The sequence below is a fragment of the Polaromonas vacuolata genome (assembly GCF_012584515.1).
Taxonomy (GTDB): Bacteria; Pseudomonadota; Gammaproteobacteria; order Burkholderiales; family Burkholderiaceae_C; genus Polaromonas; species Polaromonas vacuolata.
Genome location: NZ_CP051461.1, coordinates 255242 through 281597 on the forward strand (window position 1 = coordinate 255242; position 26356 = coordinate 281597).

The 26356-nt window shown below is 50.2% G+C and carries 27 protein-coding genes; 21 read left to right on the forward strand and 6 right to left on the reverse strand.

Annotated elements, in window-relative coordinates; genetic code table 11:
* Positions 1 to 26: 26 nt before the first annotated feature.
* Both HC248_RS01285 and HC248_RS01290 read left to right on the forward strand, forming a co-directional pair.
* Positions 27 to 1163: a PilT/PilU family type 4a pilus ATPase gene (locus HC248_RS01285; protein WP_168920916.1), complete on the forward strand. Its 1137-nt coding sequence runs from the start codon at positions 27 to 29 to the stop codon at positions 1161 to 1163.
* 72 nt (positions 1164 to 1235) lie between these two features.
* Positions 1236 to 2141, forward strand: coding sequence for an NAD(P)-dependent oxidoreductase (locus tag HC248_RS01290; RefSeq protein WP_168920917.1), 906 nt, complete (start codon positions 1236 to 1238; stop codon positions 2139 to 2141).
* Between the two features lie 53 nt (positions 2142 to 2194).
* Here HC248_RS01290 and HC248_RS01295 read toward each other — a convergent pair whose 3' ends face one another.
* The 3 genes from HC248_RS01295 to HC248_RS01305 are packed head-to-tail and all read right to left on the reverse strand — an operon-like array spanning position 2195 to position 3985.
* Entirely contained in the window at positions 2195 to 2851 is a 657-nt protein-coding gene (locus HC248_RS01295; protein WP_168920918.1) for a BON domain-containing protein, read from the reverse strand.
* On the reverse strand, positions 2848 to 3447 hold the full coding sequence (locus HC248_RS01300; protein WP_168920919.1) for a phosphoheptose isomerase: 600 nt from the start codon (positions 3445 to 3447) through the stop codon (positions 2848 to 2850). Before HC248_RS01300 ends, HC248_RS01295 begins: the two co-directional genes overlap by 4 nt.
* Positions 3448 to 3499: 52 nt before the next feature.
* On the reverse strand, positions 3500 to 3985 hold the full coding sequence (locus HC248_RS01305; RefSeq protein WP_168920920.1) for a YraN family protein: 486 nt from the start codon (positions 3983 to 3985) through the stop codon (positions 3500 to 3502).
* Between the two features lie 50 nt (positions 3986 to 4035).
* Here HC248_RS01305 and rsmI point away from each other — a divergent pair, with 50 nt between their 5' ends.
* Entirely contained in the window at positions 4036 to 4908 is an 873-nt protein-coding gene (gene rsmI, locus HC248_RS01310) for a 16S rRNA (cytidine(1402)-2'-O)-methyltransferase (RefSeq protein ID WP_168923606.1), read from the forward strand.
* On the opposite strand, the gene HC248_RS01315 is transcribed toward rsmI, so the two are convergent.
* Positions 4905 to 5387: a hypothetical protein gene (locus HC248_RS01315; protein ID WP_168920921.1), complete on the reverse strand. Its 483-nt coding sequence runs from the start codon at positions 5385 to 5387 to the stop codon at positions 4905 to 4907. The two genes, rsmI and HC248_RS01315, sit on opposite strands and share 4 nt — an antisense overlap.
* Positions 5388 to 5617: 230 nt before the next feature.
* Here HC248_RS01315 and HC248_RS01320 point away from each other — a divergent pair, with 230 nt between their 5' ends.
* The 3 genes from HC248_RS01320 to HC248_RS01330 are packed head-to-tail and all read left to right on the forward strand — an operon-like array spanning position 5618 to position 7620.
* Positions 5618 to 6091 carry a phosphatidylglycerophosphatase A family protein gene (locus HC248_RS01320; RefSeq protein ID WP_238342772.1) on the forward strand — a complete coding sequence of 158 codons (474 nt, stop codon included), beginning with the start codon at positions 5618 to 5620 and terminating at the stop codon, positions 6089 to 6091.
* A complete protein-coding gene (locus HC248_RS01325) occupies positions 6088 to 6588 on the forward strand; it encodes a CinA family protein (RefSeq protein WP_238342687.1) in 501 nt (166 codons plus the stop codon). Before HC248_RS01320 ends, HC248_RS01325 begins: the two co-directional genes overlap by 4 nt.
* Before the next feature lie 51 nt (positions 6589 to 6639).
* Positions 6640 to 7620, forward strand: a complete 981-nt coding sequence (locus HC248_RS01330) for an alpha/beta fold hydrolase (protein ID WP_168920924.1) — start codon at positions 6640 to 6642, stop codon at positions 7618 to 7620.
* A gap of 317 nt (positions 7621 to 7937) precedes the next feature.
* Here HC248_RS01330 and HC248_RS01335 read toward each other — a convergent pair whose 3' ends face one another.
* A complete protein-coding gene (locus tag HC248_RS01335) occupies positions 7938 to 8789 on the reverse strand; it encodes a UPF0149 family protein (RefSeq protein WP_168920925.1) in 852 nt (283 codons plus the stop codon).
* 148 nt (positions 8790 to 8937) lie between these two features.
* On the opposite strand from HC248_RS01335, the gene HC248_RS01340 reads away from it, so the two are divergent.
* From HC248_RS01340 to HC248_RS01350, 3 genes are all read left to right on the forward strand, one after another.
* Positions 8938 to 10614 carry an FMN-binding glutamate synthase family protein gene (locus HC248_RS01340; protein ID WP_168920926.1) on the forward strand — a complete coding sequence of 559 codons (1677 nt, stop codon included), beginning with the start codon at positions 8938 to 8940 and terminating at the stop codon, positions 10612 to 10614.
* 72 nt (positions 10615 to 10686) lie between these two features.
* Positions 10687 to 11700 carry a zinc-binding alcohol dehydrogenase family protein gene (locus HC248_RS01345; protein ID WP_168920927.1) on the forward strand — a complete coding sequence of 338 codons (1014 nt, stop codon included), beginning with the start codon at positions 10687 to 10689 and terminating at the stop codon, positions 11698 to 11700.
* Positions 11701 to 12117: 417 nt separating this feature from the next.
* Positions 12118 to 12369 carry a hypothetical protein gene (locus tag HC248_RS01350; protein WP_168920928.1) on the forward strand — a complete coding sequence of 84 codons (252 nt, stop codon included), beginning with the start codon at positions 12118 to 12120 and terminating at the stop codon, positions 12367 to 12369.
* Positions 12370 to 12543: 174 nt separating this feature from the next.
* Here the strand turns inward: HC248_RS01350 and HC248_RS01355 are convergent, their stop codons facing one another.
* Positions 12544 to 12798, reverse strand: a complete 255-nt coding sequence (locus tag HC248_RS01355) for a hypothetical protein (RefSeq protein WP_168920929.1) — start codon at positions 12796 to 12798, stop codon at positions 12544 to 12546.
* Between the two features lie 466 nt (positions 12799 to 13264).
* Between HC248_RS01355 and HC248_RS01360 the strand changes: the two genes are divergently transcribed.
* The 12 genes from HC248_RS01360 to HC248_RS01415 all read left to right on the forward strand — a co-directional run bounded on the left by HC248_RS01360 (position 13265) and on the right by HC248_RS01415 (position 26331).
* A complete protein-coding gene (locus HC248_RS01360) occupies positions 13265 to 14704 on the forward strand; it encodes a mannose-1-phosphate guanylyltransferase/mannose-6-phosphate isomerase (RefSeq protein ID WP_168920930.1) in 1440 nt (479 codons plus the stop codon).
* Between the two features lie 433 nt (positions 14705 to 15137).
* On the forward strand, positions 15138 to 15488 hold the full coding sequence (locus HC248_RS01365; RefSeq protein ID WP_168920931.1) for a MarR family EPS-associated transcriptional regulator: 351 nt from the start codon (positions 15138 to 15140) through the stop codon (positions 15486 to 15488).
* A gap of 117 nt (positions 15489 to 15605) precedes the next feature.
* A complete protein-coding gene (locus HC248_RS01370; RefSeq protein WP_168920932.1) occupies positions 15606 to 15929 on the forward strand; it encodes a hypothetical protein in 324 nt (107 codons plus the stop codon).
* On the forward strand, positions 15926 to 17374 hold the full coding sequence (locus tag HC248_RS01375; protein WP_168920933.1) for a flippase: 1449 nt from the start codon (positions 15926 to 15928) through the stop codon (positions 17372 to 17374). Before HC248_RS01370 ends, HC248_RS01375 begins: the two co-directional genes overlap by 4 nt.
* Before the next feature lie 25 nt (positions 17375 to 17399).
* A complete protein-coding gene (locus HC248_RS01380; protein ID WP_168920934.1) occupies positions 17400 to 18332 on the forward strand; it encodes a glycosyltransferase in 933 nt (310 codons plus the stop codon).
* 136 nt (positions 18333 to 18468) lie between these two features.
* The gene (locus HC248_RS01385; protein WP_168920935.1) at positions 18469 to 19677 is read left to right on the forward strand and encodes a hypothetical protein; all 1209 of its coding nucleotides are present in this window, start codon (positions 18469 to 18471) and stop codon (positions 19675 to 19677) included.
* A gap of 62 nt (positions 19678 to 19739) precedes the next feature.
* Complete coding sequence (locus tag HC248_RS01390; RefSeq protein WP_168920936.1) at positions 19740 to 20810, forward strand: glycosyltransferase; 1071 nt, start codon at positions 19740 to 19742, stop codon at positions 20808 to 20810.
* 282 nt (positions 20811 to 21092) lie between these two features.
* Positions 21093 to 21965 carry a dTDP-4-dehydrorhamnose reductase family protein gene (locus HC248_RS01395; protein ID WP_168920937.1) on the forward strand — a complete coding sequence of 291 codons (873 nt, stop codon included), beginning with the start codon at positions 21093 to 21095 and terminating at the stop codon, positions 21963 to 21965.
* 28 nt (positions 21966 to 21993) lie between these two features.
* A complete protein-coding gene (locus HC248_RS01400) occupies positions 21994 to 23004 on the forward strand; it encodes a polysaccharide biosynthesis protein (RefSeq protein WP_168920938.1) in 1011 nt (336 codons plus the stop codon).
* Positions 22997 to 24127 (forward strand): UDP-N-acetyl glucosamine 2-epimerase, encoded by a 1131-nt coding sequence (locus HC248_RS01405; RefSeq protein ID WP_168920939.1) that lies wholly within the window; start codon positions 22997 to 22999, stop codon positions 24125 to 24127. Before HC248_RS01400 ends, HC248_RS01405 begins: the two co-directional genes overlap by 8 nt.
* A 12-nt stretch (positions 24128 to 24139) precedes the next feature.
* Positions 24140 to 25384: a glycosyltransferase family 4 protein gene (locus HC248_RS01410; protein ID WP_168920940.1), complete on the forward strand. Its 1245-nt coding sequence runs from the start codon at positions 24140 to 24142 to the stop codon at positions 25382 to 25384.
* Positions 25381 to 26331 (forward strand): UDP-glucose 4-epimerase family protein, encoded by a 951-nt coding sequence (locus tag HC248_RS01415; RefSeq protein ID WP_168920941.1) that lies wholly within the window; start codon positions 25381 to 25383, stop codon positions 26329 to 26331. The genes HC248_RS01410 and HC248_RS01415 overlap by 4 nt, the downstream gene beginning before the upstream one ends.
* Positions 26332 to 26356: the final 25 nt, after the last annotated feature.

The window sequence follows — 26356 nt, forward strand, 5'->3', positions numbered from 1 at the left end:
AGGTCATTTTTTGAAGGAGAGCGTTCATGGAACGTGACCAAGCCAGTAAATTTATTCATGACCTCTTAAGGTTAATGATTAGCCGTAACGGTAGTGACTTGTTCATCACCAGTGATTACCCGCCGGCAATTAAGGTCGACGGCCAAATCGTCAAGGTATCGACGCAGCCACTCAATGCCCGCCACACCATGGCTTTAACGAGCGCTGTCATGACTGACAAGCAAGCCAACGAGTTCGAGCGCACCAAGGAATGCAATTTCGCCATCTCGCCAGACGGCGTCGGGCGTTTTCGTGTGAATGCCTTTGTGCAACAGGGGAAGGTCGGCATGGTGCTGCGAGTCATCCCCGCTACCTTACCGACAATTGACGGCCTAGGTGTACCCCAAGTGCTCAAAGACGTTGTGATGGCCAAGCGCGGCCTGACGATTTTGGTCGGTGCGACTGGCTCAGGTAAGTCGACGACGTTGGCGGCTATGGTGGATTGGCGAAACTCGCAGTCCTACGGTCATATCATCACGATTGAAGACCCGATTGAGTTTGTCCATCCGCACAAGAATTGCGTAGTTACACAACGTGAAGTCGGTTTGGACACCGATAGCTGGGAAGCGGCGCTGAAAAATACCTTGCGCCAAGCGCCTGATGTGATTTTGATGGGCGAGATTCGCGACCGCGAAACGATGGAGCATGCGATTGCCTTTGCAGAAACCGGCCACCTGTGTTTGGCCACGCTGCATGCCAATAGCGCTAATCAAGCGCTAGACCGCGTGATTAATTTCTTCCCCGAAGAGCGTCGCAATCAGTTGTTGATGGACATGTCCCTCAATCTCAAGGCAATCGTATCGCAGCGTTTGGTTGCGAAACAGGACACCACTGGTCGCATCGCTGTCGTCGAGGTCTTGCTCAACACGCCTCTGATCTCAAGTCTGATTTTTAAAGGTGAGGTTGGTGAGATCAAGGAGGTCATGAAAAAAAGCCGCAACTTGGGCATGCAGACTTTCGACCAAGCTTTATTCGACATCTTCGAGGCGAATCAAATTAGCTATGAAGACGCGCTGCGCAATGCCGACTCCGTTAACGATTTACGATTGCAGATCAAACTGAACTCACAGCGTGCTAAATCGCTAGACTTATCCGCTGGCACAGAAGATTTCTCCATCGTCTAAACTTTTTTTTTCATTTTTTAAACCGGGGGCATCAAGCCACTTGCGCCCCACAACCCGAGTCAGTACAAAACCATGTCCAGCACCAACGCAAAACCTTATCTCTCATCGACCTCGCGCAAAGTTGCTTTTTTAGGCTTAGGCGTCATGGGTTTCCCAATGGCTGGTCACCTCGCGTTAGCCGGGCATCAGGTCAGCGTTTACAACCGCAACGCCGCCAAAGCGGTGGCTTTTTGCGCTGAGTTTCCAGGCGCTAGCCACGGTTTGACCCCTCGCGCAGCGGCTGCTGGTGCAGATATCGTGTTTTGCTGCGTCGGCAATGACGACGACTTACGCGCCGTCACGCTGGGCGCTGATGGCGCTTTTGCTGGCATGCAAACCGGTGCGATTTTTGTTGACCACACAACTGCTTCAGCCGACGTCGCGCGTGAGCTTTATGCGGCGGCTAAAAACATAGGCCTGCAGTTTGTTGATGCGCCGGTATCCGGCGGCCAAGCAGGCGCGCAGAACGGCGCACTCACGGTAATGTGCGGTGGTGACGCTCTAGCGTTCGATGTAGTCAAGCCTGTCGGTATGGCGTTCTCCAAGGCCTTTGCCTTGATGGGTCAGAGCGGCGCTGGTCAGTTGACCAAGATGGTCAACCAAATCTGTATCGGTGGGCTGGTGCAAGCCTTAAGCGAGGCGATAGCTTTTGGTCAAAAAGCCGGTCTGGATGTGGAGCAGGTGCTTGACGTGATTGGCAAGGGCGCAGCGCAAAGCTGGCAGTTAGACAACCGCGGCAAGACTATGGTGGCCGATAAATTTGATTTCGGCTTTGCGGTTGACTGGATGCGCAAGGACTTAGGCCTAGTGCTGGACGAGGCCAAGCGCAATGGCGCACGCTTACCTGTGACGGCGTTGGTAGATCAGTTTTATGCCGATGTACAAGCCATAGGCGGTCAACGCTGGGATACCTCTAGCTTGATCAAGCGCCTGCGCTAAGCCTTATCGCTTGACGCTTTGGCCGAGGTCAGACTTTATGTCTGACCTAATCGTTAGGGCTTTTTAGGCCCTGCAAGAGGCGCTGGAGGGGTTGGCAATTCACGGGCCAATTCCTTTTCGCTGATGACTTCGAAGATGCGAACCACTTTGAGCACGCCTGGCACGCTACGCACGACATCGGTTGCGCGCTCTGCTTCACGTTGACTCACGCGGCCCATCAAATAGGTCACACCGCGCTCGGTTATGACGCTAATGGTGTTGGCTTGCAAATCCTGTGCATCAATCAGCATGGCCTTGGCGCGTCCCGTGACCAATACGTCAGCGGAGCGTTGCGTGAGTGAAGAATTGCCCATAATCGCCAACTCGTTGATGACTGAGCTGACGTTCACCACGCCTCTGGCGAGTTGCTCAGCCGACAGTTTGTCTGCTGCTGAGCTGACCTCACCCGTCAACAATACTTGGCGGTTATAACTATTGACATTGATGTGATTACGGCTACCGAAGGCTGTGCGCATTTCGTTGCCAGCGCGCAGTTCTATGCCTTGGTCTTCAAGCTGAGTGCCCGAGGTCCGGCGATCTGTGGCAATCAATGCGCTGCTGCCAGCCGCACCTGTTAGTAGCAGCGGTACGCAAGCTGATAGCGCGCCGCCAACCAAACTCACCGCTATAGCGGTCAAGCCTAACCGTTTGATATTCAAAAGAGTTTTCATGTTCCTGTTTCCTGATCGCCAAGTAATTGGGTGTCAACGCCGTCACATATGCAGTGCAGCACCAACAGGTGAACTTCCTGAATGCGCGCGGTGCGGTCATGCGGCACGCAGATATGCACATCGGTCTCGCGCAGCGCTTGGGTGATTTTTCCGCCGCCTTTGCCGGTCAGAGCCACCACGGTCATGTCGCGCTCATGTGCGGCTTCAATCGCGGCAAGCACGTTGGCGGAATTGCCGCTGGTGCTCAGTGCCAGCAACACGTCGCCAGTACTGCCTAAGCCGCGTACTTGCTTAGAAAAAATGACGTTGAAGTCATAGTCATTGGCAATCGCGGTAATGATGGAGCTGTCGGTGGTCAAGGCAATCGCGGCCAACTCGGGTCGTTCGCGCTCGTAGCGGCCTATGAATTCCGCCGCAAAATGCTGCGCATCAGCAGCCGAGCCGCCGTTGCCACAGGCCAGCACTTTGCCGCCGCTGGTCACACTCGCCAGTATGGCTTGCACTGCCGCCGCAATGGGTTTGGATAAGACGTGCGCGGCCTGGTATTTGAGGTCGGCGCTGTCGATGAAGTGCTGTTCGATTCGTTGTTCTAGCATGTACCAATGATAGCGGGACAAATAGACTTAAAAAATGACCTTGTGGTTAACCCTAGGAAGCTTCAAAAGCGCCCTTTATCCACTCAGTGTTGGCCTGTGAAAGTTTGCCGTCCATGAGTAAGACGTCAAACCGACAAGGCGGTGGGCTGGAAAATTGCATCAAAAAATAACGCGCCGCCAAAATAATCCGGCGCTGCTTGTGTGTGCTGATGCTAGCGCCCGCGCCGCCATGCGATTGAGTTGAGCGCTGGCGTACTTCGATAAACACCAGTGTGCTGTCCCGCTCTTGCATCACCAAATCAATCTCGCCGCCGCCGCGTCCCGGGGTTTTGTAATTGCTTTGTATGAGCTTGAGACCCGCTCGATTTAAAAACGCCAGCGCCAAAGCTTCTGCCTGGTCGCCACGCCGCTTGGTGGTAAGCTGACTTGGGTTAATTTTGGTCGGTTCTGCAGCAGATGCTTTGGTGCTTGCTAATGCCGGCAACCCATCCGCGCGGACTCGCTGCGGCCTTGACAACAGTTTCTTGGAATTCCACATTGAACGCCTCCTTCGACCTGGCACTGAGCGCGGCAACCGCCGCTGCCGGCATGCAGCATTATCCGGAAAGTACCCTCTATGTGGTAGCCACACCCATAGGCAATCTAGCGGACATCAGCCTTCGGGCCCTGCATTTGCTGCAACTCGCCAGCGTCATTGCCTGCGAAGATACCCGTCACACCCAGGGTTTACTACGCCAGTACGGGATTGAAAAAACGCTGCTGCCGGTGCATCAACACAACGAGGCCGAAGCGGCAGTCGGCATTGTTGAACGGCTCCAGCGCGGTGAGCGCGTGGCTTACGTCAGCGATGCTGGCACACCGGCTGTGAGTGACCCCGGTGCGCGTTTAGTCGCCGCTGTGCGCGCCGCTGGCTTACGCGTGTTACCCCTGCCGGGTGCGAGCAGTGTGACGACTGCACTCAGCGCGGCTGGCATTGCTCAACACGGTGATTCGGGTTTTATTTTTGCGGGTTTTTTGCCCAGCAAAGCCGGTGAGCGCGATCAAGCCGTGACCGGTTTGCTGGCTGAAGCCAGAGCTGTGGTGATTCTTGAAGCGCCCCACCGCATAGAAGCGCTGGCGCTGGCCATGGCACCTTTAGGTCAGCGCTTAATCACCATAGGCCGTGAGCTAACCAAACAATTTGAAGAAATCGCCACCGTCACAGCCGATGGCTTTGCAGCTTGGCTGGCGGCCGGCGCGCAGCGAACACGTGGCGAATTTGTGCTGGTGCTTCACCCTGCTGCTCAAGCTTTACCGGCAGATGATGGCAGCCGGGTATTGATTCTTTTGTTGGCTCAGCTGCCTTTAAAGACTGCGGTTAAGCTGGCGGCCGACATCACAGGCGCGCCACGCAATGAGCTGTATGAAACCGCCTTGAAACTTAAAAACGAAGGGCTCGTCAGCCCGAGCAACAAAGATTAATTGTCCAATATGGAATCGTTGCGGTGTTCAATGCCTTGGCCTATACGCTGAACCAGGCCTTTGTCGTCAAGATAAACCCAAAAGAGCATGTCGTTGGTCGCATCGCGCCAGCGGTAGTTCATGATGTCGCCGGGCCAGCTATACACGCGGTCTACCCAGGCTGGCGGGCCGAACGCGCGCTCTGCGTCGGCGCGTGTCCATTTACCGATTTCTACCTGCGCAAATCCGGCTGGATTTAATGCTTCGCCTGCGGCGACAACCTTGCCGGCCGCGTCAAGGTCAACCATCACCGCACTCTGGCCGGCGGGCTGCAAGGAATACTGCAACCGGGTTGTGCCCGAGGGCATGACGACGGTAGCGCTAGGTTTTCCGTAGCGCGAGATGACTTCTTCGCGCGACGAACCAAGCTGCACTTGCTGAACCGCGCAGGCCGATAGTAGCAAGGCGGTGCCGGCTAATAAAAAAAGTTTGATGCGCATGACTATTTCCTATGACTGCTTTGTTCAGAGTTTCTTGCTTGCAAACTATTGATACTGAACGTATCAATCATTCGCGATGTTAATCATCATCACTCTTTAGCTTATGCCAAAATTACACTTCCATGAATGACCACAATTTCTCCTCGCCAGTCAAACCAACTGACGTTGATTTCGCCTTTGTCGCCACCGCTGGCGCTAAGCCCAAACCTTTCAAGCCCAACGCTAGCTTTATGTTGCGCCACCCGGCTCATATTTTGGCGCTGGGTTTTGGCTCTGGTCTGAGTCCTATTGCGCCCGGTACAGCCGGCACCTTGTGGGCTTGGCTGGCTTATTTGGCGCTGCAAAACTGGTTTTCATCAGCGCAAATTGGCTGGTTGATTGCCGTTAGCCTGCCGCTCGGTTGGTGGGCTTGCACCGTGACCGCCAAACATATGCAGGTAGCTGATCCAGGCAGCATTGTGTGGGACGAAATCGTCGCCTTCTGGCTGATCTTGTGGCTGGTCATGCCGGTTGGTTTTATCGGCCAACTGGTGGCTTTCGCGCTGTTTCGTTTTTTCGATGCTGCCAAGCCCGGACCAGTCGGCTGGGCCGATCAGAACTTTAAAGGGCTGAATGCTCGCGGCGGCTTTGGCATTATGTTTGACGATTTGGTCGCGGCGTTTTGCGCTTTGCTAGTGATCGCTTTATGGACGTTTTACCGATGACAGACTTATCCCATCAGAGCAGTGCCGCCGATGTTGAAACGCTGGCGCAATGGCTTTTAAAAAATAACTATCGCCTCGCCACTGCCGAGAGCTGCACTGGCGGCCTGATAGCTGCGAGCTGTACTGATTTAGTCGGCTCTAGCGCTTGGTTTGAGCGCGGCTTTGTGACTTACTCCAACGCTGCTAAAACCGCGATGCTAGGCGTAGACGCCGAGCTGATTGCGCATGAAGGCGCGGTCAGTCAGCCAGTCGCTAAAGCCATGGTGCTGGGCGCGCTTGAGCATTCACTGGCCCAAGTTGCCGTCGCCGTGACTGGTGTTGCCGGCCCAGGCGGCGGTAGTGCGCAAAAACCGGTGGGTACGGTCTGGTTTGGTTTTGCAACGCCAGTTCAGCAAATCACAGAAGTCATGCATTTTTCTGGCGATCGCGCTGCTGTGCGACTAGCAACTGTGGCACACGCACTGCGCCGATTAATCCAGTTGCTCAAAGACCAATAGCACTAAACTGTTTTGTAAAAGCTAACCGGTACAACATCTACGAAAGCCCTTATGCCAAATGATATCCAAGTCACCGAAAAAAATGCTGGCAATAGCGATTGGTTCACGGATTTCGAGGAGGCTGATTTTGAGGTCAATGGCACGACAATTCACGCACGTTTTGAGTCCAGAGCCGGTTTAGATGACAAGCGAGAGCCGCTGCTCTTGCTGCATGGTTTTCCGCAGTCGCACGTCATGTGGCACCGGGTTGCCCAGCAGCTAAGGCAGCACTACTGTCTGGTTATGCCGGACCTACGCGGCTATGGTGAATCGGCCAAGCCAGCAGGTCTGTCGGACCACAGCAATTACAGCAAGCGCAACATGGCCGAAGACATGGCTGAGCTGATGGAAGTCTTAGGTTTCGATACGTTCTTTCTCGCCGGCCATGACCGCGGTGCTCGTGTGGCGCACCGACTCGCGCTAGATCATCCGACTCACGTGAAAAAACTCTGCGTCATAGATATCGCGCCCACGCTAGACATGTATGAAGGCGCCAGCATGACCGCGCCGTATATGGAGTTTGCCCGCAGCTACTACCACTGGTTTCACATGCTGCAGCCCTCACCACTGCCCGAGACCATGATGGGCGCAGCCGATCCGGTTACCGCCACGATCTACCTGCATGCCAAGTTGGGCGGCTGGGGCAGCACCGGTCTTAGCTACATAGAGCCGCGCGCGCTGGCTGAATACGAACTGCGTTTTTGCAACCCCCAAGCCTTGCATGCGGCTTGCGAAGACTACCGCGCCAGCGCTGGCATTGACTTAGAACACGACCGGCAGAGCCGTTTGAAAGGCGAGAAAATCACCTGCGACACGCTGCTGCTGTGGGGCGAGCGCGGCGTGGTGAACCGCCTGTTTGATCCCATGGCTTTGTGGCGCGCCCAATGCGCCGGTCAGTTGTCGGGGCAAATGCTGGCTGCTGGACATTTTCTGCCGGAGGAGTTGCCGGGTCAGACGACGGATTTGTTGAGGACGTTTTTCACGCAGGATTAATAAAGGCGCAGCGGATGTTTTGTATTAGGCGTTAGGTGTCTTGCCAGACGCCTAACGCTAACGGCCATCTAACTTAGAAAGCCTGCCTTCAAAGATCAGCGAGCGTTTCTCCACTAGCTTTTGTTGTGCCTGAGGCAGTGCATCTGCATACTTGAAGTATGTAGCTACCCAAGGTTTAGCGCTCATGTCTGTGCGTGAGGCTACCCAAGCTGATGGGGTTTGCTATCGTGTTGACGTGTTTTGCATCGCCGGCTGGGGTCAGTCCGCGTTGGCTTTAACTGATCTTCCGACGGCTCCAATCGTGCGAGACAGACCGCTTACTTGCCGCAGCACTTTTTATATTTTTTCCCGCTACCGCAAGGACAAATATCATTGCGTCCCGGTGTTGCTTCAACGCGTACGGTTTCTACCCGTGCACCCAGTGTTTTCCACAACTCGCGCAGGTCGTATACCGCCCAGATAGCTTCACCAAAGGCGTTGAGCCTGGCAATGCTGACGCTGGGTGGACCGTCTTCGGACATGGGTGAGACTTCGGGTTCTGCTTCGTCGTCTTCGGTCATGGCGACTATCGCTTGTAGTGCGCCATCTAACCATTTGGCGGCGTCTTTGTCGCGGGGTGCGACCCAGTCTTCGGGCCAGTATTCGACCGCAAACATAAAGCCCAGCGCCCAAACTTGGGCAAAAGCTGGTAAGGCTTCGTCTTTGAAGGCGGCGCTTTCTTCTTCCGGCATCTCGGCGATAGCGCCGCGAATATCGGTGACTTCGGGGTGGTAGCAGCGCTCGTCTTCTAGTGTGTCGACTTCTTCATCGAGCGAGCTGCGCACCTCTTCCCAGCGCCGTAACCAGAGTTCCATAAAGCGCGCCTTTTGGGCGGCATCGGCAAAGCTGCTGGCTTCTTCGTCGGGGCTTTGATCGCTAGGCGTGCTGGCCAAGATTTCAGTATCTTCAGCATCTTCAACACCTAACAAGGCCTGTAGGTATTCGCTCGCGGGTATGGTGCGGCGTGAACAAATCACGGCGGCCATAAAGCCTTCACAAAATTCCCACTGTGGTGTCTCGTCATAGCGGCTGCGCATTTCGTCGAGTATGGCGTCTATTGCGTCAAAATCTTCGGCTTCAAGAAATGCGCTGGTTGTCAGTGCGTCGGGTTTGGATGGGTTGGTTGTCATTGCAAATCACGTATGGGGTAGCAAGCCTCGAATGAGGCTCATATGATGGATTAGTGTATCTGCCCATGTGCAATGCGAGCTTGTTAGGCTTGGCATGCCGTTATAGATGAACTTTCTTTTTCTCAGCCCGACACAGAAAGCACTCTTGATGCTCAAGCGACTCACTCACTTACTCCCCGCGCGATACTTCTTTTTTGCCCTTTGCAGCGTCGGCACGCTGCTGGCTTTAGCGGCGGCGTTGGTACAGCATTCCGCCGGGCTATTACTGGTCGGTTTACTTTGTTTGTGCTTGGTAGCGCTTGGTATTTTTGATCTGAGGCAGTCTAGGCATGCGATTTTGCGCAACTACCCGGTGCTTGGCCATCTGCGGTTTTTATTCGAGTTTATACGCCCGGAAATGCGCCAGTACTTCATTGAAAGCGATAGCGAGGCAACGCCTTTTTCACGCGCCCAGCGTTCGTTGGTGTATCAACGCGCCAAAGGTGCGCCCGACAGTCGGCCGTTTGGTACTCACTTAGATGTGGGCTCACAAGGCTATGAATGGGTTAACCATTCCATGCTGCCCACCAAGTTGGCGTCACATGACTTTCGAATCTGGATAGGCGGCACGCCGGGTCAGGCCGCGGAATCTGTTCAGCCTTGCACACAGCCTTATAGCGCCAGCGTGTTTAATATTTCGGCCATGAGTTTCGGTGCTTTATCGGCCAACGCCATCATGGCTTTGAACAAGGGCGCTAAGTTGGGCGGCTTTGCGCACGACACGGGCGAGGGTTCTATCTCGCAGCACCACCGTGTTCACGGCGGCGACTTGATCTGGGAGATAGGCTCAGGCTACTTTGGCTGCCGTCATGATGACGGCAGCTTTAGCGAGGAGCGCTTTACCGTCAACGCGCTAGACCCACAGGTCAAAATGATTGAACTCAAGATGAGTCAGGGCGCTAAGCCCGGTCACGGCGGCGTGTTGCCAGGCTCCAAAGTCACGCCAGAAATTGCGGCTGCGCGCGGCGTACCGGTTGGCGAGGACTGCATTTCGCCGGCCAGCCACAGCGCGTTTTCAACACCTTTAGAGATGATGCATTTCATCGCCCGCTTGCGCCGGTTGTCCGGCGGCAAGCCAACCGGCTTTAAGCTTTGTATTGGCCATCCTTGGGAATGGTTTGCGATTGTCAAAGCCATGCTGGAGACTGGCATCACGCCTGACTTCATCGTCGTTGACGGCGCTGAGGGCGGCACGGGCGCAGCACCGGTTGAGTTCAGTGACCACGTCGGCGCGCCACTACAAGAAGGCTTGCTGCTGGTTCACAACACCTTGCTGGGCGTGAACTTGCGTCACCGCATCTCGATAGGCGCTGCCGGCAAGGTCATCAGCGCTTTTGACATGCTGCGCTTGATGGCACTGGGCGCAGATTGGTGTAATGCCGGGCGCGGCTTCATGATGGCGCTCGGTTGCATACAGGCGCAAACCTGCCACACCGGTAAATGCCCCACCGGTGTGACGACCCAAGATAAGTGGCGCCAGCAGGCGCTGGTTGTGCCGGATAAGGCCGAGCGGGTAGAAAATTTTCATCGCAGCACCTTGCACGCACTGCAAGAGCTGGTGCAAGCCGCAGGGCTGTCGCATCCGCAAGAGATCAACGCTCACCACATCGTGCGCCGGCTGACCGATACCGAGGTGCGGCTACTCAGTCACCTGATCATGCAGGTAGAGCCTGGCGCGCTGCTCGGCTCACTAGAGCGCCAGCTACATGTCTTTCGCCAGTACTGGCCTATGGCTAGCGCCCAGAGTTTTAGAGCCAACAATGTGCAGCTAGCGGCGACCGATTAAGGCCTGCCTAGCCATGCTGGAATAGGCGATCGCACATACTGGCGGGTTAATTTACTCCAGAAGATCTCCCGTATGAAAGCTGTCGCCTACCAAAAGTCCTTGCCAATTAGTCAAGCCGATTCCCTCCAAGACATAACTCTTGCTGATCCGGTTCCCGGTGCGCGCGATTTGTTAGTAGAAGTGCGTGCCGTCTCTGTCAATCCAGTTGACACCAAGATTCGCCAAAGCGCCGCAGCCGAAGCCGGTGAGTGGAAAGTGCTGGGCTGGGATGTCGCCGGTGTGGTGCGCGCAGTCGGCGCTGGCGTGTCGGGCTTTAAGGCCGGTGACCGGGTTTGGTATGCCGGCTCGATTGCTCGCCAAGGCAGCAACAGCGAGTTGCATGTGGTGGACGAGCGCATTGTCGGCAAAATGCCGACGTCGCTAGACTTCGCCCAAGCCGCCGCCTTGCCGCTTACTGCCATCACCGCTTGGGAAATGCTTTTTGATCGTTTAGGAATCGTGCCTGGCAAACAGCCGAGCAACGCGAGCTTGTTAATCGTCGGCGCGGCCGGCGGTGTGGGCTCCATCATGCTGCAACTGGCCCGCCGCCTGACGGCTTTGACGGTGATTGGCACGGCTTCCCGGCCAGAGACCAAAGCTTGGGTAAAGCAACTCGGCGCTCACCATGTGATTGACCACAGCTTGTCCTTCGCAGATGAGCTTAAACGCATAGGCATACCGCAGGTCGAGTATGTGGTCAGCCTGACCCAGACCGAAGCCCACTTCGCCGAACTCGCCGCCGTTATCGCGCCCCAAGGCAAGTTCGGTTTAATTGATGACCCAAAGGCTTTAGACATCACGCTACTTAAAGCCAAGTCGATCTCGCTGCATTGGGAGCTGATGTTTACCCGTTCATTGTTCAGCACCGATGACATGGCCGGCCAAGGCCGTTTACTCAGCGAGTTAGCCGAACTGGTTGACTCCGGACTGATTCAAACCACGCTGGGTGAGAATTTTGGCCGTATCAATGCCAGCAATCTCAAACGTGCGCACGCGCTGCTAGAAAGCGGAAAGTCGCGGGGGAAGATTGTGTTGGAGGGGTTTTGAGTTACTGACAAAAATACGATCTAAAAATTGGCGGGATTGATCGAATTGCGTTGGTAATCGCATTGCCCCGCACTAGGTCAGTCAACCCGAGAAAGCGGCTCCGCCCACGAGAATGTTTGGCCGCTTACTCCTAGACCCTTCTTGGGCTTTGTCCAGCTTAGAAGGTATTAGCTATAGCCGTTTGGATACTCAAAACCTGACTGATTCTGGACAAGCGGATCAAGGCAAAAATGCGTGTGAAATGCTGATGATTTTGAACCACAAGACCAGCATTGAGATGCTGATTGTTAATATTTATAAGACGGGTATTTATCTGCTTATTTTTAGAATCTGCACGCCGTTTTATCCCAGAACTTGATGCGCGAGGACGCTGGTAGCGGACGTTTCTGCCGGTGAGCCGTAGACATTTTGGGCAGCGTGTTTCACCCCTTGGTCATGCCTTGGCTGCTAGAGGACAACTTTCGCCTGCTCCGGACTAAAGCCCGCGCCATCCCAGACCCGTTCGAGCAAGTTTTTTTTCTGATGCTGCAACTGCCTTATCGACAACTCTTTGATAGTGTGAATAAACGCCTCTCTCGCTTAGCGAGCAATATTGCACTGGCCAAACATAATCTTTGTCAGCTGCTCTTGATCGATGTGTTTGTGTGGGCATATGAGCGGTCGTATTAGTGCTACTTAGAGACAAGTCCAGCAAGGACAGAGCCTGATCTCTTGAAAATTCAATACTGATAGGCTTTGATTTAAGCGCTACCAACGGTTGTCAAAGGGAAATGGATTCCTACTGCAACCACCATCGAAAAATTAGCCATTGCATTAGCGTCAGAAAAAGATGCCGACGATTTCTCACGCATATTGACTCAAGTCCTTGATCCGCTTCACGAGGGCCGTGTGGCGCGCTACAGGCTTAAAAGCACTGAGTTCTTGGCGCGGGTACAAACCATCACTCCAAAGCGAAACACAAAACTTAAAACGCGAGAAGTTCAAAGCTTCAAAAAGTGCTGGGACAAAGGTAAAACCACCGCCTAGCGTGATGTACGTCGTTCCTTCGCGAAAGTTCAGTAAGTGGCGAGTAAAAGCGTTAGCTCTGTCATATGTCATGCAAAACGACGGCTTTGCCTAGCTGACTGTATGAAGTGTGGTAACGTCATTTTAAATTTGAATAGATCTTTTTAAGAGCAGAAAGTATGCATTTCTTGTTTTCTTTTACCCAATAATGGTAAGTTATTCGCGCGAAGAAACCGACTTCAAGGCCTGGTGTCTGCTGGCGCAGAACCCGCGTTTAAGCCAGCGCGAGAAGAGTCCGGTGCTCAGTATCAGTTTGGATAAAATCAACTTTTACCTCAAAGTCTTGATCGGTGAAAGTTTGGACAAAGTGCAGCACTTTCGCAAGAACCAAAATAAGCTGACTCACACCTATCTGCTAACTCCGTGGGCATGACTGAGAACGTTAGCCTGACAGTTCGCTTTCTGACATGCAATGAGGCTGATTACAAAAGCCTGAGGCTGGAAGTCCAAGCTTCGACGGCTGCAGTCAGCCTATCCCAAAACAAACAATATTCACTTCATGACTAACGCAAAAATCATCCCGGTTATTCTCTGCGGCGGCTCAGGCACTCGACTGTGGCCACTCTCGCGTAAGAGTTTCCCCAAACAGTTTGTTCCGTTGATTGATAACAAAAGCCTGCTGCAACTCACGCTAGAGCGTGTGGCACAAATCAATGGTGTTGGCTGCAGTTCCGAGGCGATTTGCGTCGCGTCAGAAGAGCACCGTTTTTTGGTTGCTGAAGTCATGCAGGTGGCCAAAGTCAAAGGTCCGATTATTTTGGAACCGATAGCGCGTAATACCGCGCCCGCTATGGCGCTTGCTGCGTTGCAGGCTGCACCCCAAGACTTGTTGCTGTTTTGTCCTGCTGATCACCACATTCCCGACGCGCAAGCTTTTGCCTCGATGGTGCAACAAGGCTGCGCGGCCGCTCGCGCCGGCGCTATCGTTACCTTTGGTGTGGTGCCCAGCTTTCCCAGCACGGCATATGGCTATATTGAGCAAGGCGCGACCAGTAGTGATGGTAGTTTTGGCGTAGCACGTTTTATCGAAAAGCCCAACGCAGATAAAGCCCAAGCGCTGATTTTGCAAGGTAATGTTCTTTGGAATGCGGGTATTTTTCTGGCGCAAGCCAGTACTTTGCTTGAGGCCTTGCAGGCGCACGCAGCTGACATTTTGCAGAGCTGCCAGCAAGCCATGGCACAAGCTAGCAAAGACCATCAGTTTATTCGCCCAGCGGTGACTTCTTTCGCCGCCTGCCGATCAGACAGCATAGATTACGCGGTGCTTGAGCGTCACAAAAACGTAGCTGTCGTGCCTTTCTCGGGTGCCTGGAGTGATGTGGGTAGCTGGAATGCCGTCGCGGACTTGATCCCCGCTGACGAGCACGGCAACCGCGTCGACGGACATGGTCTGACAATTCAAAGCCAGCGGACGTTTATTCACTCTCCGCACCGCGTCGTCGTGACTTTAGGTACACAGGATTTGCTGGTGATAGACACACCAGATGCGCTGCTTGTGGCTAACACTAATTATGCTGAACAGGTTAAAACGGTGGTGGCGCAACTGCACATGAAGGAAAAACCAGAGGCTAGCCTACACCGCAAAGTGGCGCGGCCTTGGGGTTGGTACGACAGCATAGATCGAGGCGATCGCTTTCAGGTCAAGCGCATCACCGTACGCCCAGGCGCCAAGCTCAGCTTGCAAATGCATCACCACCGAGCAGAGCACTGGATTGTGGTCAAAGGCACGGCCTTGGTGACTCGGGGGGAAGAAGAAATTCTATTGGCTGAAAATCAAAGTACTTACATTCCTTTGGGCGTCAAGCATCGCCTAGAAAATCCCGGCAAAACTGATTTAGAGATGATAGAAGTCCAGTCCGGTAGCTACCTAGGCGAAGACGATATCGTGCGTTTTGAAGACACTTACGGCCGCGTTGCCTTGGAGCCAACTAATATTTGATGCCTCACAAATGCAAAGCTTATTATCTGCTTCGTACATCGCGGTTACATAGAGATTGCCAAGTTAGCGCAGACCGTTCAATCGGTGTTGAGAGCCACGATCAGATCGAGCTTGCAACAAACAAGGTCATCGGCACATCGCGTGAGCGCAGCAATTGAGCCAATACGCTAAGTAACAGGCCGAATTTAGTTTGCAAAATGAATCTACGCTTTGTCAACATTCGCAATCAGTCAAGGGCCTAATTTGTTTAGGCAAGCTAGATGTTTCGCAGGGGAGGTGGTGTCAAAGGATTGCTACACGCCTTCATCGCAAAGTGAGCCTTGCTATCTTCTTGTAAGCCTATGCGACTGATCCCATCATGTTAAAGTGCGTTTCGAGCTTGAACAGACTACTTTTACTGAATTCAAGTGACTTTATCCAGCACTTCAACACAATGACGCCAAACGAATTGCACGAAGAAACCCACCTCAAGGTCATGCGCTTGTTAGAGGTCAATCCGCGTTTGAGCCAGCGCGAGGTGAGCCAATCACTGGGCGTTAGTTTGGGTAAAACTAATTTCTGCATTAAAGCCTTGATTGATAAGGGTTTGCTTAAAGTAACTAGCTTTCGCAAAAGTCAAAACAAACTGGCTTATGCCTATTTACTCACGCCAAACGGTATTGCTGAAAAAAGTGAAATTACGCAACGTTTTTTGAAACGCAAAATAGCACAATACGAGTGTCTGCAGGCAGAAATTTTTGCACTGCAGCTAGAAGTTAGAAGCGATAAAGATAGTGAAAAATAATCATGGCTAACGATTCGAAATTAGCGTGTATCGTTTTATTTGAATCAAATCTGCTGTTAGATTCAATTGCGTCTGCATGACGTGCGGTCAATAATAAATATTCAATTAGTGTCTGGTATGACTTCACGCAAAAACTCTCCTCTTTGGACTAAATACGAAATCTTTTTCTATCGCGTCTTTGACGCAGCTTCTGTATTTATTAAAAAGACAAGACCTTATACCTTTGGGCGTTTTTTGAAAAACTGTATTTCAAAGTTATGGACATGTGAGTTAACTAATATCTTGAGTAAATTAATTACTCATTTAGTATGGCTTTGTGCACGCAGCAATATGCAGCATTATCTAGTTCGCAGCATTTATTGGTTGGTCAAACACTGCTTTTTCTCAAATGAAGAATATAAGGCAAAAAAGCTGCTGGTTAATGTGGAAAAATTTGCATGAAACTTCTGCGACATACTATTTTTAACCTGATTGGTCTGGGCGCACCTTTGTTGGTTGCAGTGGTAACCATACCAATGTTGATTCATCAGCTGGGTCCAAGTCGTTTTGGTTTGTTAACCCTTATTTGGGCAGTAGTGAGCTACTTTGGTTTATTTGATTTAGGCCTTGGTCGGGCACTGACCCAGCAATTGGCTGTCGTTTTTTCTAATAAGGAGTACAACAAGATTGGCCCGTTAGTCGGAACGGCGACCGTCTTAATGGCCATCCTAGGCGTAGCAGCTGGCGTCTTGATGGCCGCAACAGCATCATGGGGTGTAGGCCTTATTCAAGATGTGCCGGATCGACATGAGTCCATTAATGCTGTGTATGCAATGGCATTAGCCATGCCTTTTATTGTTCTGACTTCGGGCTTTCGCGGTGTATTGGAGGCACAACATGCTTTTGGCATCATCAACTTGATTCGACTTCCCATGGGTTTGTTTACATTCTTGGGGCCACTGGCTGTCGTGCTTTATGGCGGTGGCCCTAGGCTTGATTACATCGCTTGGGTATTGGTCCTCGGAAGGGTGATTGCCTGTGCTGTACATGCCTATTACGCGTGGCGTGTTTTGCCGCAAGATCGTAGTGCACTTGCTTGGCGAGTAGATTTATTAAAGCCACTTTGCATTTCGGGCGGCTGGTTGACGGTCAGTAACATCATCAGTCCCTTTATGGGTTATGTGGACCGTTTTGTAATTGGTGCAATCATTTCAGCCAGTGCAGTCGCTTACTACACAACGCCACAAGAGCTAGTGACTAAGTTATGGATAGTGCCAGGCGCATTGACGGCAGTACTTTTCCCCGCTTTTGCTGCACAGATGGCGCGGCGTGATTTGGAAACCTGGGTCTTGTTCAAGAAAGCCGTGAACTGGTTATTTTTGTTACTTCTACCAGTGACCGTAGCCCTGACCTTATTTGCCCATGAGATTTTGTCTATATGGATTAATCCTGTATTTGCCGATAGCAGCGCGGTACTGCTTCAAGTTTTTTCAATTGGAATTCTTATTAATTGCTTAGCGCATGTTCCATTTACTTTGATTCAAAGCGCTGGCGCAGCTCGGCTCACTGCATACGCTCATCTTGCTGAATTGCCATTTTTTCTTTTGGCCTTATGGTGGCTGACGTCGATGCACGGCACATTGGGTGCGGCCATTGCATGGTTGCTTCGTATGGTGTTCGATACCATCCTAATGTTCATACTAGCTAGTCCGCTGTTAGGTCGTTCTGCTAAAAGTATATTGAACGTAAAAGTTTTAATTTATTTTTTCTTAGCTATTTTAAGTTTTGCTGGATTCTTTATTGAACCAACATTTGATCGTCTGCTATGGATTTTCTTTGTGATGGGCCTGTCGATACTCGCATTAATAATTTCACTTAGAATAATTCGTAAGTCTAGTATTTTTTAATACGGTTATAAAAAATAAAAAAGCAATGACGAAAAAATTTCCACTGGTTAGTATTGTCACGCCAACTTATAACCAAGCCGAATATCTGGCTGAAACGATAGAAAGTGTCTTGGCGCAAGATTATCCCAACATTGAGTACATCGTACTTGATGACGGATCAACAGATGAAACGTCTGAAATATTAAAAAAATACAGTGGAAATATTCGTTATGAGCGACACGCTAATATGGGCCAAGCACGTACTTTAAATAAAGGATGGGCGATGTCGTCGGGTACTGTTCTTGGTTATTTAAGTTCCGACGATATTTTGTATCCAGGCGCAATTCGAAAACTAGTTGAAATACTTGAACGTGATGAATCGATTGTTTGCAGCTTTCCGGATGCTGATCTCATTGATAGTCAGTCTAGGGTAGTGAAAAAAAATATATGCCAGCCATTTAATTTAGGTGATTTAATCATTCGACAGGAATGCTACATAGGTCCCGGCGCCTTGTTCCGGCGAACCTCTTTCGAAGCCGTAGGTGGTTGGAAAACAGAGTTGAAGTTAGCGCCTGATCGTGAATTTTGGATGAGACTAGCTGCACATGGTCGTTTTGAGATGTGCCGTGACGTCTTAGCTGGATACAGAATGCATAGTAATTCAATTTCTTATAAAGACGTATCCGAGCTTGCTGCGAGCGAGTACTTATGGGTGCTCGATCAATATTTTGCCAATGCTTTAGTTCCAGTTGATATCGCCTCACGTAAGTCTGAGTCCTACGGCTATGCCAAATTAATATTAGCGCGTAATTGTTTTCGTTCAGGCTTCCTAAAACGTGGTTGGGCACTTTATCAAGAAGCATGTAGCCTACATCCCCCTCTACGCAACTTCAATATAAAAATAAAAATTATTCGAAATGTAATCAGTAAGCCAGTACGTATTGCTTTATCAACTTTTCGCTCTTTAATTAAAAGTTGACGATAAATTTATGAAATTAAATACCTTTAAGCTAAAATGGTTAGCACCATTAATTTTTTTTTAGTTTTATCTTTCATTAACTTTAATATTGTATTTCTTCGGCCCTTGGCCTTGGAATGAAGAATCGCCAAGTCTCTTGGCTGGCTATCTTATCGCTGCGCAACTATTTATTGTTATAGGTTATCTCTTGGCATGGCGTCAGGTTAAAAAAATTCAGATAGTTAATAGCAACTTAATTAAGTCTCAAAATATCGCTACAGGCATTATCTTTTTAAAGCGATCCTTGCTGTTGACGATACTTTTTCTTGTCCCCACTTCTTTATCTCGTACGGGTAATTTTTTACCAGATGTTATGGCTGGGCTTAATGAACCAGGTACGGTTTATAACTTTAACTTCGCACGTTTAGAGGAGGGTAATAGCTTTACTATGTTTGAGTATCTGCGTATGTTGGTATCTCCTTTTTTAATTGGTTTTTATCCGCTTGCTGTTGTTTATTGGTCCAAACTATCTGTGAGCGTTAAGTTTTTTTGTTTATTAGCAATACTCTTTAACTTAAGTCTTTATTTGGCTACCGGTACCAATAAGGGCATTGCTGATTTTGTGATTACATTACCGTGGTTGATGTTTCTTGGAGTTTCAGCCGGATCACTCCAACGCAGGATTCCTCTCGGCGCCTTGGTTGCTGGGATGGTGCTCATGTTTTTTGCGCTAATGGTTTTTTTTGGAACGGGTCAAGTTCAGCGAGAAGGCGGTGTCGCTGAAAAGGGAGTCTTTAATACCGGATTTGGTTTGATTACCGCAGATACTTCAAATTTAATCTCGAATCTTCTTTCAAGTGATTTTCAAATTATTTATGAATCTATTACTAGATATATTGGGCAAGGTTACTATGCGCTTTCAATGAGTTTTGGTATTGAGCACAGCAGTACATTAGGTTTTGGACACTCGATCTTTTTAGCAAGAAATGCAGATATGATTTTTGGTACAAACAAATTTACGACCACGTCGATTCCTAGTCTGTTAGAGGATCAAACTGGGTGGGGAATGTTTTCTTTGTGGCATTCTATTTACCCATGGTTTGCATCTGATTTTGGATTCATTGGCACATTATTTGTTTTAGCGATTTTTGCTTATTTATTTGCATTGAGTTGGGGTAAGTCTTTGGTGACGCTGTCTCCACAGTGGGTTATATTAGTCTATCTAATGTTTATATTATTTTACTATATTCCCGCTAATAATCAAATATTTCAATCGGGTGAAACATGTTTTGCAGTTATTCTTTTATTTGCAAGCTTAATTTTTAGTAAGTTATTCCCTTCTATTGTTTTGCAGAGTAATAAATAATAATTATATTAAATTACTTTTTTATGTATATAAAAAGGGTTGTAAATCATAATTAACTAAATATGTATAAATATAAAAATACCGATAATAATATTATATTAAGTGCTTTTGGTATTCACTCAGGCGGAGGACTTATTTTGCTTGAGGCACTTATTAAAGGCCTGAAGGGCTCTTTAAAGGCAGCTTCATTTGATATTCGATTTATTGCTGATGCGTTTTCAATATCAAGCGATGTAGATGTTGATTATGTGCGCAGAAGTTTTGTTGCTCGAATATTGTCGCTGTTTCGTCTGTCTAGTAAGGTGGCTCTTGGCGATACCTTGTTATGTTTTAACAGCTTGCCACCCTTAATAAAGTCAAAGGGGCGCGTTATTGTTTTTGTCCATGCGCCTCATTTTGTTGGCGCTCATCGTGGTATTACATACACCAAGCTCACGGCACTTCGTTTGGAGATCGAACGTGTGTGGTTTAAACTTGGTATTGCTAATTGTGACGAAATTTGGGTACAAACTGAAGTGATGCAAGACGCTATGCGTTCGCAATATCCATATGCCGTCATAAAGGTTGTTCCTCTTGTTGACGAGTCAATTATTCAACGTCTTGCGGTACTTCCTGTGGTCGGTGGGCGGCCTAAGGCAGATGCTTCACAGTTCACATTTTTTTATCCAGCAGATGCAGTTGGTCACAAAAATCATGAAAATCTTTTAAAGGCTTGGTCACTACTCGCACAACAAAATCGTAGGCCGATACTTTGCTTAACTTTGCGTCCTGCAGAACTAAAGCTTTTAGAAGAGCGCACGCAGCTCGATCCAATCCTGAAAATATCGCTGGTGAATCTAGGTTGGGTGTCCAGAAGTGATGTGTTGAAAAAATTGAGTCAATCATCTGCATTGATATTCCCATCTAGAGCTGAAACATTTGGCTTACCAATGCTTGAGGCTCGCTCATTAGGCATCCCTGTCGTAGCATCAGAGCGTGATTTTGTTCGCGATGTTTGCATACCAATTCAAACCTTTGATCCCGATTCGCCGCGTTCCATTGCAATGGCTGTTTTGCGCTTTATGGATGGTGAAGCATCGATTCCAACTCAGTATTACTCGGCTGATCGTTTTGTCAAAAGCATTCTGTCGTGAGGGCTTTGATATTAGAGTCGGTTTTTAATGTGTGGCCTGTAGGGGATGACGGCCGCGTACTGATTTCATACGCCAGAACTATTTATCCCGCTAAAAGACACATCAACAACGGCTCAACTTGTACTACGGTTCAGAGCCTAAATACATGCTAAGTTCCAATCAGTAGATAAGTTATTACAAGCCGCATTTGGGTCCTGTTTTGCACGCTATAAAGCGCTTGCAGCTCTGAATAAAAACTCAGGCATAAGGCAAGATTAAAGTGAGCGTATAGACTATAAAAATATGATCAAAAGTAAAAAATTCAAAGTGTTGGTGCTGGGTGTGTCGGGTATGTTGGGTAACGCGGTATTACGTGTTTTTGCTGAAAATGGTGAGTACTCAGTAGTCGGTTCTGCCCGCTCTGCTGGCGTTTTGCGATTACTGCCTCCAGAGCTGCGCGAGCAGGTTATCTGTGGGATAGATGTTGAGAATGCAGACAGTTTGACGAGACTTTTCACGCTGGCGCGTCCCGATGTGGTGATTAACTGCATTGGTCTGGTCAAGCAGCTTGCTGAGGCCGACGATCCTTTGGCGGCTATTCCCATTAATGCTTTGCTGCCGCATCGCTTGGCTAGGCTTTGCGATGTGGCGGGCGCTCGTCTGATTCACATGAGCACTGACTGCGTGTTTTCTGGCACTCGCGGCATGTATGCGGAGCAGGACTTGCCCGATGCACAAGACCTTTATGGACGGAGCAAATATTTGGGCGAGGTCGATTATCCACACGCGCTTACGCTGCGGACCTCCATCATTGGTCATGAGCTCAATAGTGCGCACGGCTTGATTAGTTGGTTTTTGGCTCAGCAAGGGCCGATTAAAGGATTTACGCGCGCCGTATTCTCAGGTCTGCCGACTATGGAGCTGGCTCGTGTGATGCGCGATTTCGTCATCCCCAATACTGAGTTGCGTGGTTTGCATCACGTATCTGCTGATCCCATCAACAAGTTTGATCTATTGACGTTGGTGGCTCAGGTCTACGGAAAAGCTATCACCATCACTCCGGATGACAAGTTGGTCATTGACCGATCTTTAGACTCTAGCCACTTTCGCAAGATCACGGGCTACCAGCCACCATCGTGGCCGGAACTGGTTCGCCGCATGCACGAATTTGCTTGAATTAACACCCACATAGAAAAAATCAAAAATGTTTAAAGACAAGGTATTGCTCATTACTGGCGGAACGGGTTCATTTGGCAATGCTGTGCTGAATCGATTTTTGCATTCGGATTTTGCCGAAATTCGTATTTTCAGCCGCGATGAAAAAAAACAAGAGGACATGCGTATTGCGCTAAACAGCAGCAAGGTCAAGTTTTACATTGGTGATGTTCGCGATTACGACAGCATTTTGGACGCCACGCGTGGTGTGGACTTTGTGTTTCACGCTGCGGCGCTAAAACAAGTGCCTTCATGTGAGTTTTATCCTATGGAGGCGGTTCGCACGAATGTGCTGGGCGCTGAAAATGTGATGCGTGCCGCGATTGCCAATGAGGTCAAGCGCTGCGTTGTGCTGAGCACCGATAAGGCGGTATACCCCATCAATGCTATGGGCATATCCAAGGCAATGATGGAAAAGTTGATGGTGGCCAAATCGCGTTTGTGTGACCCTGGAAAAACCGTGTTGTCAGCAACCCGTTACGGCAATGTGATGGCGTCGCGCGGATCGGTCATTCCACTGTTTCTTCAGCAATTACAGCAAGGCAAGCCCTTGACCATCACAGACCCGAACATGACACGTTTTTTGATGTCGCTCGAGGATTCGGTGGACTTAGTTTTGTATGCGTTTGAACACGCCCAACCAGGTGACATTTTTGTGCAGAAAGCGCCGGCATCCACAGTGGGTGATTTGGCGCAGGCCATGAAAGAGCTTTTGGCGAGTGCTAGCGTAATGAAAATTATCGGTACGCGACATAGCGAAAAGTTGTATGAGTCACTGCTGTCCCGCGAGGAAATGGCTCGCGCCGATGATCTAGGTGATTACTACCGGATCCCAGCGGATTCGCGCGACTTAAACTATGACAAGTATTTTGTTGAGGGTGAAACACAAATCTCTAAATTCGACGACTACACCTCCCACAATACTCACCGTTTGAGTGTCGAGCAGGTAAAAGTAGTGCTGATGAAGTTGGACATTATTCGCGAGGCTGTCAATGCGTAAACTCAAGGTAATGACAATTGTGGGGACTAGGCCCGAAATTATTCGCCTGTCTCGCGTGATCGAAAAACTCGACCAACATTGCGATCATGTGTTGGTGCATACGGGACAAAACTACAACTACGAACTCAACGAAGTTTTTTTCAGTGACCTAGGAATTCGTAAGCCTGACGTATTTTTAGAAGCTGCCGGTGCCAGTGCTGCTGAAACGATAGGCCAAGTCATTATTGCCGCAGACCGTGCTATGCAAGAGCACGCCCCTGAAGCTTTACTGGTATTGGGTGATACCAATAGTTGCTTAGCCGTCATTCCGGCGAAGCGTCGAAAAATACCTATCTTTCATATGGAAGCTGGTAATCGTGGCTACGATTTTCGGGTACCTGAAGAAATCAATCGCCGCATCGTTGACCATACTGCCGATGTGAATATGCCTTACAGCACGATCGCACGCGATTACTTATTGCGCGAAGGTTTGCCACCAGACTTGGTTATCAAGACCGGCAGTCCGATGTTTGAGGTTCTGACCCACTACCGTCCGAATATTGATGCGTCTGATGTGTTGAGTCGGTTAGCGTTAGACGAGGGTGCTTATTTTGTGGTCAGCGCCCACCGTGAAGAAAACATCGAGTCACCACAGTCTTTTACTAAATTGGTGGCGGTGTTAAATGCTGTGGCGCAAGACTATGGTGTGCCGGTGATTGTCTCGACACATCCGCGCACGCAAAAACGCATTGATGCAACGGGCGCTACATTTCACCCCTTGGTGCGCTTGTTAAAACCACTCGGTTTTCATGATTACGTGAAACTGCAAATGTCCGCACGTGCGGTGCTGTCAGATAGCGGCACTATCAGCGAAGAGTCTTCCATTTTGAACTTTCCAGCGCTCAACCTGCGCGAAGCACATGAGCGGCCAGAGGGCATGGAAGAAGCGGCTGTGATGATGGTGGGTTTAGAGGTAGACCGCATACGCCAAGGTTTGGCAATCTTAGCTACGCAGCCACGCGGGGACCAGCGCAGCTTGCGGCTAGTGGACGACTACAGCATGCCCAACGTGTCGGATAAAGTATTGCGCATCATCCATAGCTATACCGATTATGTGAATCGGGTGGTGTGGAAGAAATACTAAGGAAGAAGGCGCGTGAAAATCCTGATCGTGAGTCAATACTTTTGGCCCGAAAATTTCAAGGTAAACGACTTGACGCAGGAGTTGGTGCAGCGCGGTCACAGCGTGACGGTATTGACCGGTATTCCCAACTACCCTTCCGGAAATGTGTTTGCCGAGTATCAGCTAAATCCCAAGTCCTTTAGTGACTACTGCGGCGCTAAAGTGTTGCGGGCTCCCATGCTGGCAAGAGGCAAGGGGGCGGTGCGATTAAGTTTGAATTATTTCAGCTTTGTATTGGGCGCCTGTCTGGTCGGGACGTGGCGACTGCGGGGTCAGCCATTTGATGTCATCTTTGTGTTTGAACCCTCGCCCATTACCGTTGGCTTGCCTGCGGTCTTGCTTGGGCGACTCAAATCTACGCCGGTTGTTTTTTGGGCGCTAGACCTGTGGCCGGAAACTTTGGTGGCGATTGACGCTGTCCGCTCACCTGTGGTGTTGGGTTGGGTCGCACGTTTGGTGGCGTTTATCTATCAGCGCTGTACCTTGGTGTTGGGTCAATCGCGCGGCTTTCTTGCGAGTATTGCCAAGTATTGTTCAGACACCCAAAAGATCCGGTATTTCCCCAGCTGGGCAGAAGAAATTTTCAATCAAACTGACGCTATGCCGGCTATAGAAGTGCCTGTAAAAGAGGGCGTATTTAACGTGCTTTTCGCTGGAAATATTGGTGATGCTCAGGACTTGCCCGCTGTGCTCGATGCCGCCGAATTGTTAAAAGATAAGGCTTCAGTTCGTTGGCTGATTGTTGGTGATGGGCGAAAGTCTGATTGGGTTCATGCCCAAGTGCAGCGCAGAGGTCTACAAAATAATGTGCTGTTGTTAGGCCGTTTTCCACTTGAGCGTATGCCGTCTTTTTATGCGCATGCTGACGCGCTGCTGGTATCACTGAAAAAAGATCCTGTGTTTAGTTTGACGATACCGAACAAGGTGCAGTCGTATCTGATGGCTGGCGTGCCGCTGATTGGCATGCTTGACGGGGAAGGCTCGAAAGTCATTCAAGAATCCAACGCAGGCCTTGTTTGCGCAGCCGGCGACTCTGTTGGTCTTGCTGCCGCGGTACTTCAAATGCAAGCTATGAATGCAGATCAAAGGCGTCAGCTCGGTGCGAACGGAAGCGCTTTTGCGGAACAAGAATTCGGTCGCAGTTTGCTGATGGACAAGCTAGAAGCTCTTTTGCATGAAGCCACGCTTATGCATAAGAACGCAAAGGTGAATCAATGATTTTGGTGACTGGTGCGACAGGCTTTGTTGGCGGCGCAGTCGTGCAGCGCTTACTGCTTAACGATGACACGCAGTGCATTGCAGTCGCTGTGCGTAGAGCCGACCAGACGTGGCCGGCTAAAGTGCAGACTCATGTGACGGGCGACTTGGAGCCCGCTTACGATTGGTCGACCGCGTTAAGTGCTATTTCGGCAGTCGTTCACTGTGCAGCCCGCGTCCACGTGATGACCGATACAACTGCCGAACCTTTACAAGAATTCCGCCGCGTCAACGTACAAGCCACCCTCAATTTAGCTAGGCAAGCCGCAGCCGCAGGTGTTCGGCGTTTTGTATTCGTCAGTTCCATCAAGGTCAATGGCGAGTCAACGCAGCCAGGGTCAGCATTCACCGCAGACGATGCGCCTGCGCCACTCGACGCTTATGGAATTTCCAAAATGGAAGCTGAGCAAGGTTTGCGCGAGATTGCTTTGCAAACCGGTATGGATGTCGTCATCATCCGCCCGCCTTTGGTTTATGGCCCTGGCGTTAAAGCCAATTTCGCAGCCATGATGCGCTGGCTTAGGCGTGGCGTACCTTTGCCCTTAGGTGATATCCAAAACCAGCGCAGCTTAGTCGCTTTAGATAATCTGGTCGATTTGATCGTGACTTGTATCACTCAGCCTGCGGCTGCTAATCAAACCTTTTTGGTGTCCGACGGCGAAGATGTTTCTACTACCGAGTTGCTACGCCGTATGGGTCAGGCTCTGGGCTGCCCTGCGCGTTTACTTCCTGTGCCTGCGAGTTGGCTGAAAACGGCGGCGGCCGTTGTGGGTAAAGCGGATATGGCCCAGCGTTTATGCGGATCTTTGCAGGTGGATATTTCTAAAACTCGGCAGTTGTTGGGCTGGCAGCCACCGCTGTCTTTAGACGAGGGTTTGAAAAAAGCGGCTATGCGTGTGAATAAATAGGGTTGTCTGAAAATCGATAAGCCCA

Excerpts from the sequence above, each read along its gene's own strand:
- HC248_RS01285 (WP_168920916.1), top strand. The coding sequence starts at position 27 with ATGGAACGTGACCAAGCCAGTAAATTTATTCATGACCTCTTAAGGTTA.
- HC248_RS01290 (WP_168920917.1), top strand. The coding sequence starts at position 1,236 with ATGTCCAGCACCAACGCAAAACCTTATCTCTCATCGACCTCGCGCAAA.
- HC248_RS01295 (WP_168920918.1), bottom strand. The coding sequence starts at position 2,851 with ATGAAAACTCTTTTGAATATCAAACGGTTAGGCTTGACCGCTATAGCG.
- HC248_RS01300 (WP_168920919.1), bottom strand. The coding sequence starts at position 3,447 with ATGCTAGAACAACGAATCGAACAGCACTTCATCGACAGCGCCGACCTC.
- HC248_RS01305 (WP_168920920.1), bottom strand. The coding sequence starts at position 3,985 with ATGTGGAATTCCAAGAAACTGTTGTCAAGGCCGCAGCGAGTCCGCGCG.
- rsmI (WP_168923606.1), top strand. The coding sequence starts at position 4,036 with ATGCAGCATTATCCGGAAAGTACCCTCTATGTGGTAGCCACACCCATA.
- HC248_RS01315 (WP_168920921.1), bottom strand. The coding sequence starts at position 5,387 with ATGCGCATCAAACTTTTTTTATTAGCCGGCACCGCCTTGCTACTATCG.
- HC248_RS01320 (WP_238342772.1), top strand. The coding sequence starts at position 5,618 with ATGTTGCGCCACCCGGCTCATATTTTGGCGCTGGGTTTTGGCTCTGGT.
- HC248_RS01325 (WP_238342687.1), top strand. The coding sequence starts at position 6,088 with ATGACAGACTTATCCCATCAGAGCAGTGCCGCCGATGTTGAAACGCTG.
- HC248_RS01330 (WP_168920924.1), top strand. The coding sequence starts at position 6,640 with ATGCCAAATGATATCCAAGTCACCGAAAAAAATGCTGGCAATAGCGAT.
- HC248_RS01335 (WP_168920925.1), bottom strand. The coding sequence starts at position 8,789 with ATGACAACCAACCCATCCAAACCCGACGCACTGACAACCAGCGCATTT.
- HC248_RS01340 (WP_168920926.1), top strand. The coding sequence starts at position 8,938 with ATGCTCAAGCGACTCACTCACTTACTCCCCGCGCGATACTTCTTTTTT.
- HC248_RS01345 (WP_168920927.1), top strand. The coding sequence starts at position 10,687 with ATGAAAGCTGTCGCCTACCAAAAGTCCTTGCCAATTAGTCAAGCCGAT.
- HC248_RS01355 (WP_168920929.1), bottom strand. The coding sequence starts at position 12,798 with ATGACATATGACAGAGCTAACGCTTTTACTCGCCACTTACTGAACTTT.
- HC248_RS01360 (WP_168920930.1), top strand. The coding sequence starts at position 13,265 with ATGACTAACGCAAAAATCATCCCGGTTATTCTCTGCGGCGGCTCAGGC.
- HC248_RS01365 (WP_168920931.1), top strand. The coding sequence starts at position 15,138 with ATGACGCCAAACGAATTGCACGAAGAAACCCACCTCAAGGTCATGCGC.
- HC248_RS01370 (WP_168920932.1), top strand. The coding sequence starts at position 15,606 with ATGACTTCACGCAAAAACTCTCCTCTTTGGACTAAATACGAAATCTTT.
- HC248_RS01375 (WP_168920933.1), top strand. The coding sequence starts at position 15,926 with ATGAAACTTCTGCGACATACTATTTTTAACCTGATTGGTCTGGGCGCA.
- HC248_RS01380 (WP_168920934.1), top strand. The coding sequence starts at position 17,400 with ATGACGAAAAAATTTCCACTGGTTAGTATTGTCACGCCAACTTATAAC.
- HC248_RS01390 (WP_168920936.1), top strand. The coding sequence starts at position 19,740 with ATGTATAAATATAAAAATACCGATAATAATATTATATTAAGTGCTTTT.
- HC248_RS01395 (WP_168920937.1), top strand. The coding sequence starts at position 21,093 with ATGATCAAAAGTAAAAAATTCAAAGTGTTGGTGCTGGGTGTGTCGGGT.
- HC248_RS01400 (WP_168920938.1), top strand. The coding sequence starts at position 21,994 with ATGTTTAAAGACAAGGTATTGCTCATTACTGGCGGAACGGGTTCATTT.
- HC248_RS01405 (WP_168920939.1), top strand. The coding sequence starts at position 22,997 with ATGCGTAAACTCAAGGTAATGACAATTGTGGGGACTAGGCCCGAAATT.
- HC248_RS01415 (WP_168920941.1), top strand. The coding sequence starts at position 25,381 with ATGATTTTGGTGACTGGTGCGACAGGCTTTGTTGGCGGCGCAGTCGTG.